Origin of the sequence: Paraliomyxa miuraensis, assembly GCF_026337845.1 — a bacterium.
GTDB classification, from domain to species: domain Bacteria; phylum Myxococcota_A; class Polyangia; order Nannocystales; family Nannocystaceae; genus Paraliomyxa; species Paraliomyxa miuraensis.
Map to the genome: position 1 here is coordinate 458,218 of NZ_JAOVZF010000157.1, position 17,922 is coordinate 476,139.

Consider the following 17,922-nt stretch of genomic DNA (forward strand, 5'->3'; position numbering starts at 1 on the left):
GCCAGCTACTTCTTCTTGCTGGGCTTCTTGCCGGAGGTCTTCTTGGCGGCCTTCTTGCCGGAGGTCTTCTTGGCGGCCTTCTTGCTGGGTGCCTTCTTGGCCGCCGCCTTCTTGCTGGGCGCCTTCTTGGCCGGTGCCTTCTTGGCCGCCGCCTTCTTGGCCGGTGCCTTCTTGGCCGGTGCCTTCTTGGCCGCCGCCTTCTTGGCCGGTGCCTTCTTGGCCGGCGCCTTCTTGGCCGCCGCCTTCTTGGCCGCCTTCGCTTCGGTCGGAGCCGCTGGGGCCGGGGCCGCCTCGGGTGCAGCCTCGGTCATCGCTTGCTCCCACACGGCAAACGTTGCGCCCTGGGGATCGGTGAAGATCGCGAGCCAACCCATGCCCGCGACCTCCAGCTTGGGCTGGATCACCTTGCCTCCGAGTTCCTCGACCTTGGCGATCGTGGCTTCGACCGACTCGACCCCGACGTAGCCGAGCCATGCGGAAGGCGCCTCGGGCATGGGATTCTTCTGGATCCCACCGATCCCATCGCCCCCGGCGGTCATGACCATGGTGTAGACGTGGCCATCGGCCATCGTCATGTTCTGCGACTTCCAGCCGAAGACGCTCTCGTAGAATTGGGTCGCCGCCTCGGGATCCGAGGTGCTCAGCTCCATGTGGACGAACTTGCTCATCGTGGACCTTTCCGCGGCACGAGCGGCCGCGTGCGCGCGACGTGAGCGTAGCGCCCACACGCGAAAGCGCGCACGCCAATCCTCGATCGAGGCATGGACCGTTGGGGGCCACGGGAAGGAGCAGGCCCACCGGACGGGGATGCGCCCACACCCCATTTGACGCCGTTCTCGTCGGTTGCCGGCCCCGGCGGCCGATCTAGACCGATGGCGCCAACGCAGCCATCCGGTCCCACAGCCGCTCGGCCTGGGCTCTCGCATCACGGAGGATCTCCTCGAGATCGGCCCCGGTCAGCTCCCCATTCCGTACCACCACGCGGCCTCCCACCAGCACGTGGCGGACCCGACCGTCGGTCTCCACCACCCGCAGGTCGGCCACCACGGGCCCGCCCCCGATCGATGGCATCGAGAAGGTGCCCCCGAAGCGCTCCGATGCCAGCACGTGTCCGGCTGCGATCCTACCCGCCACGGCGGCCAGATCGTCGCCCTGGGCCCGGGCATGCTCCCAAAGCGCCGCGTCCTCGTCCTCCATGCGCGCGGGATAGCCGTCGGTCCCCAGCGCCACGCGATCGCCATGGGCGAGCGCACGCGGATACCCCACGCCGTTGCCGTGGTTGCTGCGGGGATTTTGCACGATCCAGCAGCCGGCATCGTGCACGCGACGGACCTGGTGCTCGTCGAGGTCGAGGCCATGCGCGAGGATCGAGCCCGGCGGCAGGGCCTGCAGCGCCAGCAGGCGCTCGAGTGGACCGTCGTAGCCGCGCGCCCTGGCATCGAGCGCATCGGCGAGGTCCTTGCCATCCTCGGCCACGTGCACGTGCATGATGGTCGACAGCTCCCGACAAAGCGACGCCGCCTCGCCGATGATGTCGTCGGAGACGGTGAACGAGGCGTGCAGGGCCACCGCTCCGCACAGCCGCGGGCCGTGGCTGCGCACGAGGAATCGACGACACTCGGCCAGGCCCCGGCGACCTTCCTCGCGCCCGCCGTTGCGCTCGGTGGCCCCGTAGCAGAGCAGCGCCCGGATCCCCAGCTCGTCGCAGGCCGCCGCCAGTACGTCGAGCGAGCCCTCGATGAACGCGGGCGACTCGTGGTGATCGATGAGGGTCGTGGTCCCGGCCAGCAGCGCCTGCGCCACGTAGAGCCGCGCCGACGCCCGCAGCGAGGCCTCGTCGAGCGCTCGATCGAGCCGCCACCACACGCGCTCGAGGATCTGCACGAAGGTCTGCGGTGCAGGCTCGGGCGCCGGCAGGCCCAGCGGCGCCAGTCCGCTGTAGATGTGCGTGTGCGCGTTGACGCGGCCGCGCTGGATCGTCGCGCCCTCGCACGCAAGCCGCGGCACGTCGGCGGGAGCCTCTGCCTCGGTCACCGCGCGGACGCGATCCCCCTCGACGAGCACCACGAGCCCCGTGGCATCGGGGCCGACCACGATCGGCCCGTGCATCCTCGATGCATCGCTCATGGTCGTGCTCCCGTCGCGGGGAAGGCCCGCCGCATCAGCTCGCGCTCGGAGAAGCGCGGGGGCTCGAGCACGGGCTCGCCGACGGGCGCGGGCTCGCCGAGCCGCCGCGCCACGCGATCGAACACCGTCTGGTACGCGGGCAGCGTCCACTTGCCAAAGTGCGTGCTCGCGCCCTCGTAGTCCTGCAGCTCGTACTCCTCCGGCGTGGTCACGTAGCCCGAGTACGCATTGGCATGGCCGCACAGCACGGTATGGGTGACCCCGCGGGCGGCGAGCGCCTCGGCCACGGTGGCGCGGATCCTTCGACCGGCCACCGTGGTGATCTCGGCCGGGGCGGCCGCGATCGCCACCGCCCCAATCATGGCCACGTGCACGGGCAGCACAGCAGGAGTCCATGGCTTGGCATCGGGCTCGTCCTCGTCGAGCGCCCGCACCAGGCGCAGCGCAGGATGGGCCCTCCAGGGCAGCGGCAGCCGACGCAGCCGGGCCATCCCCAGGATCCGTCGACGGCCGCTCTCCACCCACGGGATCTTCTCGGCCTGGGTGGCCGCATGCTCGGCGAAGGTCTCGGGCGGCCGCAGCCGACGCCAGCGCTCGCGGGCTCGCATGACCACGCCCTGCAGCGAGCGCAGCGAGCGAGGCAAGCCCGGCCCCTCCTCGGTGCCGAAGAACATCGCCATCCCGATCTCCGCCGGCGCGGTGCGCAGACCGGTGCGGCCGCCCGCAAAGCGCGGGTCGACGTCGATGCACGAGAAGTCCTCGAACGCATGTGCGGCCATCAGCCTGGGAGCAAGTGGCGTCGCACGCTCGGCCGCATCGACGAGCTCGAGGGCCAAGGTGGCCTGGAGGCGCCCGTTGAACCGGGCGCTGTCGTCGTCATCGGGGTGACGCCCGCGCATGAACGGTCGCCCGGGATGGCGCCGATCGTTGGGCGTGACGTCACCGGTGGATCCCTGGGCAAAGGCCGCCACGTAGCCGCCATGGCCCCGCCGCGCCATGGCCCGCTCGAGCTCCTGGGCGGCGTAGCCCTTGTTGTCGAAGTGCAGCGCCGTGTTGTCGCTGTGCACGTTGGTGCCGTGGACACCAAACCAGTTGATCGAGCCCAGCGGTCGGCCGTCGGCGTCGTCGAACCGCAGCAACCGCATCGTGCGATCGATCGCCACCGCACGCTGCCCAGGGCCCACCGGCACCACCTCGGGGTTGCGGTTATAGGCCTCGATGCTGCGGTTCCATGCCACGGGAACGTCGGGTTCGAACGCCCCCTCCGCGTAGCGAACCTGGCCCGGCCGGCGACCCCGGTAGGCCTGCTCGATGGCCGTGGCGATCCCCTGGGCCAACCCCTCGAGCACCGAGGCGCAGAACCCCGGGATGGTGATGTTGTAGAACGGATAGTGCGTGAATCCCCCGGGCCCGCTATGGGTGTGGGTGGCCATCAGCACGACCTCGGCATGCCCGAGGCCCGCCTCGGGCATGCGCTCGGCGAGCCGGTCGAGCACCCGCCGACGCAGGGCGAGGCTGATGAAGGCCAGGTCGCAGCACACCAGCACCAGCGGCCGGGCCCTCGGGGGGCTGGGCTCGACGAGCGCAAAGGCCCGTGCGTGCAGCGGGGTCGCCACCGACTCCACCACGTTGTGGAGCATCCCCCACCCCATCATGCCCAGGGCAGGCTCGTAGGTCGTGATGTCGGTCTTGGCGACGCCGATCTCGAGCATGGTCTTGGTCCCTAGCGCCATGCGTCGCGATCGGAGGTCGACCGGATCTTGCCCACGCTCATCGCCTTGGCCGCTGGCGAGTCCTTCATGGGCAGCACGAAGCGCTGCCGGCCATCGAATGCGGCGAGCGCCCCGGCCACGGCGCCGGCGGTGGGCACCAGGCCGATCTCGCCGACCCCCTTGGCCCCGAACGGCCCCTCGGGCTCGTGCTCCTCGACCAGGATCACCTCGACCTGGGGCATGTCGCGCGCACGCAGCACCCCGATCTCGCGCAGCTTGAATGCCACGGGCATGCCATCGAGGCACGGCAGCTCTTCGGTCAAGGCAAAGCCCAGGCCCATGTGCACCGAGCCCTGGATCTGGCCCTCGCAGAGCGCAGGGTTGATCGCCCGCCCCACGTCGTGCGCCGCGATGAAGCGATCGAGCCGCCCGCTGTCGTCGAGGATGCAGACCTGGGTGGCAAAGCCGAACGAGGTGTGCGTCTTGATCTGGCCCGCCGCGTTGGTCTTGCCCGGCGAGGTGGTGTCGTCGATGAGTACGTCGGCCGCAAACACCTGCCCGGCGAGCTGCTCGAGGGTCTTGCCCTCGTCGAGTGCGGCGCGGAGCTTGACCCCCGCGTCGCGCACCGCTCGACCGCCGAACAGGGTCGCGCGCGAGCCCGTGGTCTGCCCGCAGTCGAGCGCATAGGTGGCGTCGACCTTGGGGCGGAACACGGCCGCAGGCAAGCCCGTGACTTCCACCGCGCACTGCACCAGGACGGTCAGCAGCCCCTGCCCCATCTCGGTGTAGCCGTTGTAGATCGACACGGTGCCGTCGGCCTCGACCTGCAGCCGGGCCTTGCCCCACTCCTTGGCGCCGTTGCCGATGCCCGTGTTCTTGATCCCGCAGGCGATGCCCACCGCGCGACCGGCCGCCTTGGCCTCGTAGTAGGCGTCCTTGACCGCCTCGAGCGTCGCGATCACCCCCACCGACTTCTCGTAGACCTGCCCGGTGGTGAAGGTGTCGCCCACCTGCACGGCGTTCTTGCGGCGGATCCCCCAGCCGTCGAGGCCGACCTCGCGAGCCAGCATGTCGATGGCCCCCTCGATCGCAAAGCTGCTCTGGTTGGCGCCAAAGCCCCGCATCGCCCCGCACGGCGGGTTGTTGGTGGTCACCGCCACCGCCTCGATGTCGACGTTGACCACCTTGTAGGGCCCGCAGGCGTGCCCGGCCGCGCGCTCGAGCACCTTGGCCCCCACCGAGGCGTAGGCCCCCGTGTCGCCCACGATGCGGGCCTTGACCGCGGTGAGGTGCCCCTCGGCGTCACAGCCCACCGTGAACTCCATGTCGAGCGGGTGGCGCTTGGGGTGAATGCGGATCGACTGCTCGCGATCGAGGGTGATCTTGACCGGGCGCCCCGTCATGGTGGCGAGCAGCGCCGTCTGCGACTGCACGCTCATGTCCTCCTTGCCGCCAAAGGCCCCGCCGTTGGGGACCAGCTCCACGAACACCTGCTCGGCGGGCACCCCGAGGAACGCGGCCACTTGGCGCCGATCGTCGAAGATGCCCTGCCCCTGGGTGTAGAGGTGCAGGCGCCCGTCGGGCCGCGGGACCGCCAGGGCGCTCTCGGGCTCGAGATAGAGGTGCTCGATGCGCTGCGTCTTCCAGGTGCCGGTGACCACGTGGGCGCTCTGGGCCAGGGCCGCATCGGCATCGCCGCGCTTGAACGCGGTGCGCGACAGCTGGTTTGCGTGGGTGGGGTTGACCCGGGGCGCCTCGGCCTTCAGGGCCTCGTGCATGTCGACCACCGCGGGCAGCACCTCGTACTCCACGTCGACCAGCGCCGCGGCCTCCCGCGCGATGGCCACCGTCTCGGCCGCCACCGCCGCCACCACGTCGCCCACGCAGCGCACCTCCTCGCCCTCGGCCACGAAGCCCGGCCAGTCCTCGAGGATGAGCCCGTACCAGCGCTTGCCCGGCACGTCGGCGGCCGTGGCCACCGCCGCCACCCCCGGCAGCGCCCGCGCCCGGCTGGTGTCGATGCGAACGACGCGAGCACGGGCATGGGGCGAGAGCACCAGCACGCCGTGCAGCATGCCCTCGCGCGTCATGTCGTCGACGTAGGGGCGCTCGCCCAGGCTCATGCGCTCGCCCTGGTAGCGCGCCAGATCCTGGCCCACGCGACCGTCGGTGCTCGGCTGCGGATCGGCCTGCCCCCGGCGCGCCCGGGCGTAGAGATCGATGGCATCGATGATCTTGACGTAGCCCGTGCAGCGGCACAGGTGCCCATCGATCGCCTTGGCGATCTCCTCGCGCGAGGGGCTGTCGTTCTTGTCCACCAGGTGCTTGGCCCGCAGCGCGATGCCGGGGATGCAAAAGCCGCACTGAAGACCGGCCGCGGCCACGAACGAGCGGGCGATGAGCTCGCGATCGGCCTGCGGCACGCCTTCGAGCGTCACGACCTGCCGCCCCGCCACCTTGGCCGCCGGCATGGCACACGTGGTCTTGGCCGCGCCGTCCACCACCGCCAGGCAGCACCCGCACTGCCCCTGCGGCGAGCACCCGTCCTTGGTGGAGAGGATCCCACAGCGCCCTCGCAGCGCTTCCAGCAGCGTTTCATCCGGCCGGGTCTCGATCTGGACCGGCCGACCATTGAGGGTGAAGGATACGTCGCTCATCGTGGGGCAGACCTCCGTCGGCTGCCGGCAGGCTATCACGGCGCCAAGGGCGGTGGGTGCGGTGGATCCGGCCGCATGGGGCCCTGTCGGCCGGAATGAGCCCGTTGCAGCCGCCAGGGCCGGGGTCCATACTGGACGTCATGAGTACCGCGGAAGCGCTGGACCTCGCACGGGAGCCCATCGTCGTCTTCCGCTCCGTCAGCGGCAATGGACAGACGTTTGCGCTCGAGTCATCGTCCAAGGCACGCGTTCGGGAGTACTTCGGCCATCGGGCCCATCTCCACCCCCGCGTGTCCATTGCCCACGAGACGGCCGCCGACTACGACTCGATGCGTGAGGATCTGGTGCCGCAGATCATCCACCTCCTGACGGGGGTGTCACGAGAGCAGCTCGAAGTGCTCGGCGAGGTGGTCTTTCGCGATCCTGTCACCGAGCACGAGGTGCCACTGCGCTTCGATGACGAGTCACCGAAGCTTCCCGCCGCGTACGCTCCGTCCACCAAGCACCGGTAGCTCGGGCGGCCACGCGTCGAGGAACTCGGTCAGCGACGTGTTCCAGCCGTAGGCATCACCGGCATCGATCACGACGTCGAACCCGAGCTTGTCGGTCTTGGCATCGTCGCTCGAGATCGGTCGACGCCCCGGCCCCACCCATGGCGTGTTCACGTATCGCTGGTGGATCTCGAGCATCCGCTCACGCGGGACCACCAAGAACCTCCACCGCGCGCCGTCGCGCACCATCAACATGAAGAAGAGCTCGGGGTCCTCGATCCTGCGTAGCTGGGCCCGAGACAGGTTGAAGCGCGCGGATGCAGCTCCGGTACTCGCAGCCAGCTTGGCGCGAGCAGACTTGACCTGGACGCGCCACGTCGTCTTGTCGTCGTCGTTGATCACGAATACGTCGTCGCCCACGTCGACGACGGGCACGGCGACGTTCCAACCGCGCAAGAGCAGCTCCGACATCGCGAAGTACTCACCAGCCCGACCAAAGTGGGTCGTCTTCTCGTTCGTGGGCACCCCCGAGGAGTCTAACGGACCCTCACCGTGCCCGCCCCGTCACCAGCGCCCCCACGATCTCGCCGCCGAACACCCGCCCCGACCGGTGCATGTGCATCACGCCGGCCACTCCGGCCGTGCCGGTGGCGGTGGCATCCACCTGCACGCGCCGGCGCACCGCCTCGCGGGCCTCGACCAGCGTGGGCTCGTCGACCACCACCGGCCAGCCACCGCTGCGGATCATGCCCTCGCACAGCGCCCACCAGTCGTAGGTCTCGTCGTCGAGGATTCCGTGGGCCACGCTGCGGGGCGTACTCTCCCATGGCCACATGTGATCGCGTCGATGGGTGGCGGCGTGGCGGAGCGCCTCGTCGACGAGCTCGGCCGGAACGCGGTGACGCAGCCAGTCCGCGCGCAGGCGCGGATCGGCGGGCGGGACCTCGCCAAGTCGCGTGGCGATCGCCCTCACCACCAGCTCGTAGGCCCGCCGCAGCGGCCAGGCGCTCGCGGTCTGCACCGTGCAAAGCCGCGGCACCTTGGGCAGCACCCCCAGGCTCACCGCATCGCGCAAGGCCTGCATGCATGCGCTGGCCAGGGCCCCTCCGCCGACCTGCACCACCAGCAAGTCCAGGCGCCCGGGACCACGCCGAACCTGATCGGCGAGCTCGTAGCCGAGCGTGAGCCCGCCTTCCACCGCCAGGCCGTTGTCACTGCCCTGCACGCCGAAGGGCAGCGCCCCGCGGGCCAGCGCGTCCCGAAAGGCGCGGTAGCAGGGGTCGCCCGGTGAGCCATCGCGGACGCACGACGTGATGGCCGCCTCGAGCTGGATCAACCGCTCGAGCACGTCGGCATCGGCGTCCGGTGGCACGAACACGTCGAGCGGCCAGCGCACGGCGCGGGCCACCACCGCGGCCGCGAGCGCCGCGTTGCCGCAGCTGGCGATGGCCAGGCGCGAGCGGAGCGCGGCCGGGGGAAACAGACCCGCCACCTCGGCCAGCCGCAGGTGGATCATCACCCCCATCAGGTGTCGCGCCTTGTGCGAGCCCGAGACATTGTCGGTCTCGTCCTTGAGCCACAGCTCGAACGCCGGCCCCGACATGTGCGAGGACAGCGACACCGCCGACCGCAGCGGCGTGGGACGAAAGCCCGTGCCGTCGATCTCGCTCACGGCGGCATCGAGCCCCTCCACCAGCGCCCGCAGCTCCACGTCGTCCACCCCCAGGGCGGCGGCTCGATGCGAGTGGGACAAGAGCCGTCCGAACACGACGAATGGGTTGCCCTCGATCGACTCGGGAAAGCGAAGCCGGGCGGGATCGATCCGTCGCACGAGCACGTGGTCGACGTCGTCATCCGAGCGCGCCGCGGGGCACACGAACGGCAGGCGCTCGGTCAGCGCCACCTGGCGACCGCATCCCGAGCACTCGAGCCATACCGCGGGGCTCGGCCCTCCCCCCTCCAATACCTTCATGCGCTCGCCCCGGCTCCCGTCTCTTCGTTGAAGGCCTCGATCATCGCGTCCCACCGCGGCAGCAGCTCCCGCAGCCCCCGCCAAAACGCCGGCTCGCGGCGCTCGACGAACTCGGGCAGCGGCACTCCCTGCTGCTCGACCCAGGTGAAGTAGCCCAGGTTGAACATGCGGGCGCGATCGACCGAGGTGGCCTCGAGCAGGTGATCGGTGCGAACCCCGGCGAGGTGCTCGCCGAAGGTCTCGGCCGCCGCGATTCGGTCGAAGCGGCCCCCGAAGCGCCGCGAGAGCGTCTTGGCGCGCTCCGAGCCGTACATCTGGGCGCCGTCGGTGGCCACCGTGATCACCACGTCGTCGGGACCGAACCCGCGATGGCGTGCGAGCTTGATCGCCGCGAGCACGTTGGCGATCCCGGAGAGGCCCATCGACGACAGCGAGGCCACGGCCTCCTCCGACAGTCCCCGGCGCTCGCACAGGTAGGCCCGCCCCTCGGGATGGTTGAACAGCAGGTCCAGCGCGTCGGTGCTGCGATCGGAGACCGCGGCCACGACGTCGGTGTTGTGCACGTTGTGGATGAACGGCACGTGCTTGTCACCGATGCCCTGGATGTTGTGCTCACCAAAGCCGTTGACGAGCAGCGTGGGGCACTCCAGCGCCTCCACGGCCATGATCTCGGCCTGCAGCGCCTCCTTGAGGTAGTCGCCGGCCGCCAGCGTGCCCGCCGATCCGGTCGCCGACGCGTAGGCGCGCAGCCGCCACTGCCGTCGCTGCTGCCCCTGCGATCGCAGGTGCGTGAACACGTGCTCGAGCGCGCGTCCCGTGCACAGCCAGTGCCCCAGGTGATTGCCGAACTCGCGGAACTGGTTGAAGATGACGTGGTCGGGCTGCGCGTCCAGCCGCGCACACTCGTCGTAGATCTCCTTGACGTTGCTCTCCGAGCCCGGCGTGCGCACGATGTCGGACGGGTCGCTCACCCAGCGATCGAGCCATTCGAAGCGCTCGGCGCTCATGCCCTCGGGGAGCACCGCCACCCCGCGACACTGCATGATCCGCGAGATCGCCACCCCCCCGCGGCAGTAGTTGCCGGTCGAGGGCCACACGGCCCGGTGGGCCGTGGGGTCGAACTGCCCGGTCAGGATCCGCGGCGCGAGGCAGGCGTAGGCCGCCAGCACCTTGTGGGCCGCGATCATCGGGAAGCGGCGCCCGAGCACCACCACGATCGGGGCCGGCACGCAGGTCAGCTCGGGCGGAAGCACCAGGTGGGCCGGCACCGGATCCAGGCCGCGACGATCGGCCGAGTTGTACCAGTGCACGCGAAACAGGTTGAGCGGGTGCGGAGCGTCGGGATCGACGTGGGCGAGCGCGGCCTGGATCGACGCCGGAATCGTGGTGGGATCGGCGAGCTGGGCAAAGGTGGGCAGCACGATGCCGGCCTCGCCAAAGCGCTGCACGGCGCGGCGGCGAACGGTGGCGTCGACGATCTCGGTGGACAGGGCCGGAGTGGTCATGCGGAAGGCTCGGTGGGATCGCTCGGAGACGAGGGTGGCAGGATGGCCCCGGTCCGCTCGACGATCATGCGATAGGCGTGGGGCTGACGGTGCTTGGCGAAGTCGAACACGCTGCGCTTGTACGAGGTGCACAGATCGAGATCGCAGCGGGCAACGGCGATCTCGTCGTCACGCGTGACACACTGTGCCACGAGCTCCCCGGTGGGCGCGATGATGCAGCTGCCGCCGATCATCTCGCAGCCCTCCTCTTCGCCGGCCTTGGCCACCCCCACCACGTAGGTACCGTTTTGATAGGCACCCGCCTGCATCACCAGGTGGTTGTGGAAGTCGCCCAGGCGATCGTGCTCCGGCGCCGGAGGGTTGTGCACGGGGGTGTTGTAGCCGATGAGCACCAGCTCCACGCCCTGCAGACCGAGCACGCGGTAGGCTTCGGGCCAGCGGCGATCGTTGCAGATCGCCATGCCCACCACCCCGCCGAAGGCTCGCACCGCGGTCCACCCCGGGCCCGGCTCGAAGTAGCGCTTCTCGAGGTGCTGGAACCGGCGCCAGGGCTCGTGCTCGGCGTGCCCGGGCAGGTGCACCTTGCGGTACTTGGACACGATGCGTCCGCTGGTGTCGACCAGGATCGAGGTGTTGTAGCGGTGCACGGTGCCGCCCTCCTCGTCCTCGCACAGCTCGGCGTAGCCCAGGCAAAAGCCCACCGACAGCCGCCGCGCCTCGTCGAACAGGCGCTGGGTGTCCGGTCCCGGCATCCGGCGCTCGTAGAAGGCATCGAGCTCCGCTCGATCTTCGATGAACCAGCGGGGGAAGAACGTGGTCAGACACAGCTCGGGAAACACCACCAGCTGGGCCCCCATGGCGTGGGCCCCCTGGAGCAGCGACACGAGACGAGACACCACCTCGGGCCGCGCGTGGGCGCGCTGGATGGGGCCGAGCTGGGCAGCAGCGATGACGAGGGGGCGGGGCACGGGCGGTCATCTTGTCACCGCGCGGGCCGGGGGCTCAAGGTCGGGCCGCGATGGGCCGCGAGCACCGCCGTCCACCGTCGCAGCAGCCATCCCGGGGGACGGCATGGCGCCTGGGCCTCAAGACGTCGTGCGGTGGGCTCGGGCGTAGACCCGGCGGCCTGGCTCCCCGTAGGCGACGAGCTGGCCGAGAGCAGCGAAGCTGTCGAGGATGGCCTCGACATCGCTCGTCCTGGCGCGGGTGAAGCTACGGGCGACCTCCATTGCGGACCACGCATCGCGATCGCTTCCATCGAGCACGAGATCGCGAATGGCGGTCGCACGATCGAAGAAGGTCTTGGGCCACCGGGCGGCCTTGCCCTTGGCCACGGTCGCAACGGGCGCACGGTCCGAACCATCGGTGAGCGGCTGCTGGACAGCGGCGGGTTGCTGCGACGTAGGAGCTTGAAAGTCCGGGCGGAGCCAGCGGACGGTGCCCTGCTCTTCCTCGGCAACGCGCTCACGGTTCAGCGCGACGAGGCGCTCGAGGATCTGCTCGTCCATCAGATCGTGAGGCCAGCCATACGCGTCGAACACCGCGTCGTCGAGATCGTCGTGGATCTGGCGCAGGACGGTCACGAGCCCCTGATCGTGCACGATGCGCTCCTTGTCGGTGAGCGTCTCACCCGCGCGGAGCTTCTCGAGCACATTGTACAACGCGGTGATCGTGAGTTTCGGGTGTGCAGCGATTTGACGCTTGCGATGTGCATCGAGGGACTCTGCGAGCTTGCGAATGCGGGACTTCTGGGACTTGGTGGCGTCCGGAAACGGGAAGGGATCGAAGCAATCACTATGATTGTATGTGGAGTCGTTGCCCACGCCGAGCCAGCCACCGCGCTTCTCCGCAAAAACGAGATGAGGACGTGCAGAGAGAACGCCGAGTTGCCAACCTTCTGAAAGTGCGATGATCAGCACCTTTGTCTCCGGGAGGGACGTACATGGCTCGAACGAGAGCACACGATGACGCGCGGTGCGCGAACTGACGACAAACCGATCAATCCCAGCCAGGGCTGCGCGAAACCGCGACCTAGGCTCGGCATGAAGCCACCATTCACGGGCATACTTAGCCCGAGGGTTCTGCTGACGCTCCGGCCTAACACGGTCGGCGAGAAGTTGAAATGCTCGAGGATGGGTCTCTCGCAGCTTGTCCTCGGTCCAGCCCCATGTGTCGATCACATACTGCTCCCGTCGTACCTTTGTAAGGTCGCGTCCGGTGATATACGTACGGACCAAGGCCGATCGAGTAGATGCCGGCATGCGAGCGACCTCATCAACCGAAAGAACGAAACCCTGCCCCGACAACTGAACGCCGGGACATGCGAGCCCAGTGTTAGAACGCAGTGGCTGAATACTGCTGGTATTTACACCAACCGTGAGGTCTGGACTTACGCGCCCCTGGCGCACGGCAAAATTCACGCGGAACGTACCATCATCGGGATCCCCTTCTGCAAGAACGGAACTGCTTACCCCGTCATAGTCCCCGGCGGCCACTGCCGTCATCGCAATTCGCACGGCCGCGCCGCTTTGGGAGTCGACCCAGGGGTGATCAGGTATGGCAAACACGATGGAAGCCTTGCCGTCGCAGGTCATTCGCTCAACGATCCTGCGATTAAACGTTTGTGTAATGCTGTTGGTAGTGATGAACCCAAAGCGCCGAGCCTCACCCTTTCGGACCAGTATTGCCGCATGGCTCCACCAGTACATCACATAATCCGCGGATTCCGGCACGTCTCGATGCGCCTTGCGAAGCGCTTCGACGTACCCGTCGCCAAGCGTGAGACGCATGCGCTTGTTGCCGATGAACGGAGGATTTCCTACGATGAACTCCGCCTTCGGCCATTCGGCTGGTCTCGGGTTCATGTAGTCGTAGACCGGAGTCTGCGCCCGCTCATCGGGCACGCTCTTGGCGGTGATTGGATCCACGCGCATTGTCTCACCATCCCAACGCGTGATAGCCCTGCCATCTTCGCCGCACCGAAGTACAGGTTCACCATCCCACGCTAGGACGGCGTCCCGACACTCGATATTGGCGTAGTCATGCAGCACCGGATCAGGTGGTGGCGCGGCGCTGCCCTTGAGCCGGTGGTGCCAGCGGAGATGGCCGATCCAAAGCACGAGTTCCGCTATCTCCTTGGCCCACGGCTTCTTCTCGATGCCAAGGAACTGCGCCGGATTCACCGTCACCCCCTCGAGATTCAGTTTCTCGTTGCTGACCCCGAGTTGGCGCATCTGCTCCAGTACTTCGCCCTCGAGTTGCTTCATCAGATCGAGGGCAACATAAAGGAAATTCCCCGAGCCACACGCAGGGTCCAGCACGCGAACTTCGCAGAGTCGGCGATGGAATGCATCAAGGACGTCTACCGCCTTGTCGACCTTGCCAGCCTCCACTAGCTTGCCTGCTTCGGCACGCACGACAAGCCACTCGGCGCGGAGCGGCTCTTCCAGGGTCGGACGCACGAGACGCTCGACGTACGCACGGGGTGTGTAGTGTGCTCCCAGGGCATGGCGTTCCTCGGCGTCCAGCGCACGCTCCAGTAGCGTGCCAAAGATCGCTGGCTCCACGTCCGCCCAATATTTGCGAGCCGCAGCGTGGAGCGTGCGAAGCTGAGCAGCGGTCAGCCTGAGCGGCTCCACGTAGCGGAAGAGGCCGCCATTGAAACGGAGAATCTGCTCACCGGTTAGCAGCGTGCCTCCGGTGTTCATCACTCGGAAGAACTGCTGCACACCGCCCGGGAATCCGGATGGGTTCGGGATCCAGAACCTCTCTAGGTAATCCTCGAAGAGGCGCTTGCCTTCTGGAAAGAGCCCCACGTCCTCGGCAAACATCGCGAAGATGCACTGCATGAGGAAGCGCGCGACCAACTGGGGAGTGTGACCTGACTCCTCCAGATCCCGCGCAAGATCCGCGAGACTCTCCGCGATCTCGCGGGTCATCTTCGCTTGGTGGTGTGATGGATCGAGCGCGCGAGGATCGACGAAGAGTGCGCGTAGGCGCCCGAGCAACAACGGACGCCTGAGCAGATCGGCGAGGAAGAACCGTTGGTTCGGCGGGTCAGGATACGGCTTGTAGATTCCGCTGTCGTCGAAGCAGGCATAGAGGTCGAAGGCGTAGCCAACGTCGACGACCACGAGGAAGGGCGGCATGGGATCGAGTTGGCCTGCGTAGGCGCGCGCTTGGCCGTAGGCGTCGTTCATCGCCAACGTCCAACCCGGCGAGCCCCGCTTCGCGGTGCCAAGTCGACGTCCCTTCTCCGAACCTTGCTTGGCCTCGAGTACGAAGTGCTCGGCCTTGTAGAGGTCGATCCGCCCCACTGTTCGACGCTCGTCACCAGCGAGACGCACGGGTCGCTCGAAGCAATAGAGGTCGCGCGCGGCGTCGCCGGTCGCTGGGTCGGGACGCGGGACTTCTATCAGGTCACACAACTCAGCGAGGAAGAGCTGCGTGTTCTGCATCTCGGATGCCTCCGAGGCGCGCCACCGCGAGACGAACGCCTCGACCTTCGCCGAGTCCGGCGCGAACGGAGGGGTCGACTCGATCGGGTCGGTGGGTTGGGCCGCCATGCGCGCAGGATCGGCGCTGGGATGGGGAAGGGCAAGATGCGAAGGTCCGCATAACACTGAACAAAGTGCGAGTGGCGAGTGGCGCGAGATGCCTGTACGGCGCTTGCGGATACTCTCTCCGCGTGTCGCGAACGACGACGTGCCTCCTGCACGCCGTCGCCCACACGCCGCCACGCCGGTCGAACGTGCACGCGCACGTCGTTGGGACCCACCTGTATGCCGGCGAACGCGGCAAGCGAGCCGTCCCTCTGACCCAAGAGGGCCATGCGCTGGTGTGCATCGACAGGAGCCCGGTCGCCCACCGATCCTCGGCGTCGATCCGGATGCGGTGCTACCGTGCTGCTCGTGTGGGCTCTGGCCAATCGGACCCCGTACGCGGCCGAGCGCAACTGGACCCGCGACAAGGATGGTGTCCACTGGTGGCTCGTGGCCGTCCGCGCCACCTTCACGATCGGCACCCACGGCAAGCTCGCCCTCGCCGACGAGCAATTGCCCCCCGTCCTCGCGCCCGAGCATCATGGTGAGCCGGCAAGTCGAGCCTGCGTTACGACTCGGACCTGCTGGCCCGCAAGCCCTCGACCGACGTGCTCGTGCTGGGCAGCGCCCACGCTCCGCGTGGCAAGCCAGCGGCGACCGTCCCGGTGGTGCTGCGGATCGGCACGCTCGAGAAGACCCTGCTCGTCCACGGCGAGCGCGTGTGCTACGACGGCCTCTCCGGCCTGACCACGACTGCACCGCGACCGTTCGCCACGCGCCCGATCCAGTACGAGCTTGCGTTCGGGGGCAGCGACATCACCGATCCCGATCCCACCCAGCACCGCCTCGATGAGCGCAACCCGGTCGGTCGCGGCTTCGCTCGGCGTAGCGCCACCCTCGCCAACACTCCGGCCCACGCGATCGAGTACCCGACCGGCGATCCTGCCACGGCGGGTCCTGCGGGCTTCGGCCCCATCGAGCCCGGGTGGCTGCCGCGACGCCTGCTCGCAGGCACCTACGATGCCGCATGGGTGAAGACCAAGAAGCCGCTCTTGCCCGACGACTACGATCCCGCGTTCGCCCTCTGCGCCCCGGCCGACCAGCACTTGCCCCAGCCGTTGCGGGGCGGCGAGCGGCTCGGGCTGCTCAACCTGAGCCCCGAGGGCACGCTGGTGCTCGTGCCGCGCATCGGGCTCGAGCTGCGCAGCCGCTTCGGTCGCAAGACGGTGCCGCACGATCCGCCCATGCTGACCACGGTGCTCGCCGAGCCCGACGAACGGCGCTTGTCGCTCGTGTGGCAGAGCTCCCTGCGCGTGGCGGCTTCGGACGCGGACTACCTCGATGAGACGGAGATCGGTCAGAGGGCTGGTGCCTCATGAGCACCGGGCTCGAGGTGATCGCGGTCGGGGCTCGTACGCCGATCGGTCTCGTGGCCCAGACCGCCGCCGCGGCGGCACGGGCGGGGATCTGCCGGATCCGCGAGTATCCGTTCGTGACCGTGAGCGGTGAGCCGATGATGATGGCGTCCGACGCCAAGCTCCCCGCCACGCTCGAAGGAGCGGAGCGGCTGGTGCCGCTGGCGCGCTGCGTACTCGAAGAGGTCGCACACGAGCTCGCCGCAGCGCCGCGGCCGTACCGTGGGCACGTCGACCCGTGGCTCTCGCTGCCCGAGGCGCGCCCCGGCATGCCGGAGCGCGACATCATGCGCACCGCGGAGACCCTGGCCGCAGCGCTGCGTGCTTCGGGCACGCCGCTTCGTTGCGACGTCGCGGGGCGCGGGCATGCCGGGGTTGCCCTCGCGGTCGAGCGTACGGCCCAGACGAACGTGCGCGGTGAGGAGCACCTCACGGTGATACTCGGCGTCGACAGCTACCTTCATCCCGAGACCTTCGTGTGGCTCGAGGGCAACCGCAGCTTCGGACCCGATACCCGCAGCGGTTTTGCGCCGGGTGAAGGTGCGGGATGCCTGGTGCTCGCGAGCACTCGGCTGCGCAAGAGTTTGGGCCTGCCGTGCCTGGCGGTGGTGGGCGGCGTGGCCACGGCGCAGGAGCATCGGCTGCCGGGCAGCGAGACCGGATCCTTGGGCGAGGGCATGACCGCGGCCGTGTTCGGTGCGATCTCGGGTCTGCGGCTGCCGACCGAGGCGGTCGACACGGTGTACTGCGACATCAACGGCGAGCGCTACCGGAGCGAGGAATGGGGCTTCGTGGCTCTGCGCGCGTCTGCAACCTTCCGGGCGCCAGAATACGAGGCTCCGGCCGACTGCTGGGGCGACATGGGAGCGGCCAGCGGCGCGTTGTTTGGGCCAAGTGGGAGCCCGCCCAACTCCGCGACGCTCATGGGGGTGATCCAGATGAGCGGGATGGTGACGGTGATCGAGGACGAGAAGTGTCCGATCTGCGGGGAGGATCATCGGTTCGAGGAGAGCGAGGCGACGAAGCTCGACGCGGGCGCGCTGGCGGGCAACTTCAAGGGGCAGGTGGCGGCCGCGGCTGCGGCGGGGGCGGCCAAGGACCCGCCGGTGAAGGTCAGCGCCAACACCATGCTCGGGGTGGTGCACTGCAAGTGCGGAAAGAAGTACGCGGACCAGTCGGCGATGACGACAGTGGAGCTGTGCCGGGCCGCAGCGGCGGCGGGGATGAAGCACCTGCCGGGGGTGACGGTGTCGTACGCGGATGGGCGGGGGGCGCTGGATGCGGCATACCTCGAGACGTTGGATCGGGTGAAGAAGGGGATTGGTGGGCACCTGGGCAACTCGGAGCTCTTTCAGGACACGTGGGAGAAGGCCGAGGATCGAGCCAAGGATAGCGATGAGAATCGCTCGGGGCCGGCCGCTGTCGTTGTTCACGATCATGACCCACCCGTAGCCGGGGTTTGTTCACGACCATGGCCCACCCTGGGGGCGGGTTGTTCACGA

The 17,922-nt window shown here is 68.7% G+C and carries 11 protein-coding genes and 1 pseudogene; 3 read left to right on the forward strand and 9 right to left on the reverse strand.

Annotation, left to right across the window (positions count from 1 at the left end; genetic code table 11):
• Positions 1 to 5: 5 nt before the first annotated feature.
• From OEB96_RS29265 to xdh, 4 genes are all read right to left on the reverse strand, one after another.
• Positions 6 to 668, reverse strand: coding sequence for a VOC family protein (locus OEB96_RS29265; protein WP_266220069.1), 663 nt, complete (start codon positions 666 to 668; stop codon positions 6 to 8).
• A gap of 196 nt (positions 669 to 864) precedes the next feature.
• Positions 865 to 2,127 carry an amidohydrolase family protein gene (locus OEB96_RS29270; protein WP_266220070.1) on the reverse strand — a complete coding sequence of 421 codons (1,263 nt, stop codon included), beginning with the start codon at positions 2,125 to 2,127 and terminating at the stop codon, positions 865 to 867.
• Positions 2,124 to 3,839 (reverse strand): neutral/alkaline non-lysosomal ceramidase N-terminal domain-containing protein, encoded by a 1,716-nt coding sequence (locus tag OEB96_RS29275; RefSeq protein ID WP_266220071.1) that lies wholly within the window; start codon positions 3,837 to 3,839, stop codon positions 2,124 to 2,126. Before OEB96_RS29275 ends, OEB96_RS29270 begins: the two co-directional genes overlap by 4 nt.
• An 11-nt stretch (positions 3,840 to 3,850) precedes the next feature.
• A complete protein-coding gene (gene xdh, locus OEB96_RS29280) occupies positions 3,851 to 6,496 on the reverse strand; it encodes a selenium-dependent xanthine dehydrogenase (protein WP_266220072.1) in 2,646 nt (881 codons plus the stop codon).
• 140 nt (positions 6,497 to 6,636) lie between these two features.
• Here xdh and OEB96_RS29285 point away from each other — a divergent pair, with 140 nt between their 5' ends.
• Positions 6,637 to 7,008, forward strand: a complete 372-nt coding sequence (locus OEB96_RS29285) for a hypothetical protein (protein ID WP_266220073.1) — start codon at positions 6,637 to 6,639, stop codon at positions 7,006 to 7,008.
• Here OEB96_RS29285 and OEB96_RS29290 read toward each other — a convergent pair.
• The 5 genes from OEB96_RS29290 to OEB96_RS29310 form a co-directional block, all read right to left on the reverse strand.
• Complete coding sequence (locus OEB96_RS29290) at positions 6,961 to 7,512, reverse strand: hypothetical protein (RefSeq protein ID WP_266220074.1); 552 nt, start codon at positions 7,510 to 7,512, stop codon at positions 6,961 to 6,963. The genes OEB96_RS29285 and OEB96_RS29290 overlap by 48 nt on opposite strands.
• A 22-nt stretch (positions 7,513 to 7,534) precedes the next feature.
• Positions 7,535 to 8,959: a pyridoxal-phosphate dependent enzyme gene (locus tag OEB96_RS29295; protein WP_266220075.1), complete on the reverse strand. Its 1,425-nt coding sequence runs from the start codon at positions 8,957 to 8,959 to the stop codon at positions 7,535 to 7,537.
• Complete coding sequence (locus OEB96_RS29300; RefSeq protein ID WP_266220076.1) at positions 8,956 to 10,464, reverse strand: pyridoxal-5'-phosphate-dependent protein subunit beta; 1,509 nt, start codon at positions 10,462 to 10,464, stop codon at positions 8,956 to 8,958. Before OEB96_RS29300 ends, OEB96_RS29295 begins: the two co-directional genes overlap by 4 nt.
• A complete protein-coding gene (locus OEB96_RS29305) occupies positions 10,461 to 11,432 on the reverse strand; it encodes an N-carbamoyl-D-amino-acid hydrolase (protein ID WP_266220077.1) in 972 nt (323 codons plus the stop codon). The genes OEB96_RS29300 and OEB96_RS29305 overlap by 4 nt, the downstream gene beginning before the upstream one ends.
• A 117-nt stretch (positions 11,433 to 11,549) precedes the next feature.
• The gene (locus OEB96_RS29310) at positions 11,550 to 15,029 is read right to left on the reverse strand and encodes a class I SAM-dependent DNA methyltransferase (protein WP_266220078.1); all 3,480 of its coding nucleotides are present in this window, start codon (positions 15,027 to 15,029) and stop codon (positions 11,550 to 11,552) included.
• A gap of 264 nt (positions 15,030 to 15,293) precedes the next feature.
• Here OEB96_RS29310 and OEB96_RS29315 point away from each other — a divergent pair.
• A pseudogene (locus OEB96_RS29315) lies at positions 15,294 to 16,384 on the forward strand (DUF2169 family type VI secretion system accessory protein).
• Positions 16,381 to 17,922: hypothetical protein (locus OEB96_RS29320; protein ID WP_266220079.1), on the forward strand; the 1,542-nt coding region annotated here is incomplete at its 3' end. The pseudogene OEB96_RS29315 and the gene OEB96_RS29320, both read left to right, overlap by 4 nt.

What these genes read in the sequence shown, in the direction of transcription:
- OEB96_RS29265 (WP_266220069.1), bottom strand. Translation starts at nt 668, where the DNA reads ATGAGCAAGTTCGTCCACATGGAGCTGAGCACCTCGGATCCCGAGGCG.
- OEB96_RS29270 (WP_266220070.1), bottom strand. Translation starts at nt 2,127, where the DNA reads ATGAGCGATGCATCGAGGATGCACGGGCCGATCGTGGTCGGCCCCGAT.
- OEB96_RS29275 (WP_266220071.1), bottom strand. Translation starts at nt 3,839, where the DNA reads ATGCTCGAGATCGGCGTCGCCAAGACCGACATCACGACCTACGAGCCT.
- xdh (WP_266220072.1), bottom strand. Translation starts at nt 6,496, where the DNA reads ATGAGCGACGTATCCTTCACCCTCAATGGTCGGCCGGTCCAGATCGAG.
- OEB96_RS29285 (WP_266220073.1), top strand. Translation starts at nt 6,637, where the DNA reads ATGAGTACCGCGGAAGCGCTGGACCTCGCACGGGAGCCCATCGTCGTC.
- OEB96_RS29295 (WP_266220075.1), bottom strand. Translation starts at nt 8,959, where the DNA reads ATGAAGGTATTGGAGGGGGGAGGGCCGAGCCCCGCGGTATGGCTCGAG.
- OEB96_RS29300 (WP_266220076.1), bottom strand. Translation starts at nt 10,464, where the DNA reads ATGACCACTCCGGCCCTGTCCACCGAGATCGTCGACGCCACCGTTCGC.
- OEB96_RS29310 (WP_266220078.1), bottom strand. Translation starts at nt 15,029, where the DNA reads ATGGCGGCCCAACCCACCGACCCGATCGAGTCGACCCCTCCGTTCGCG.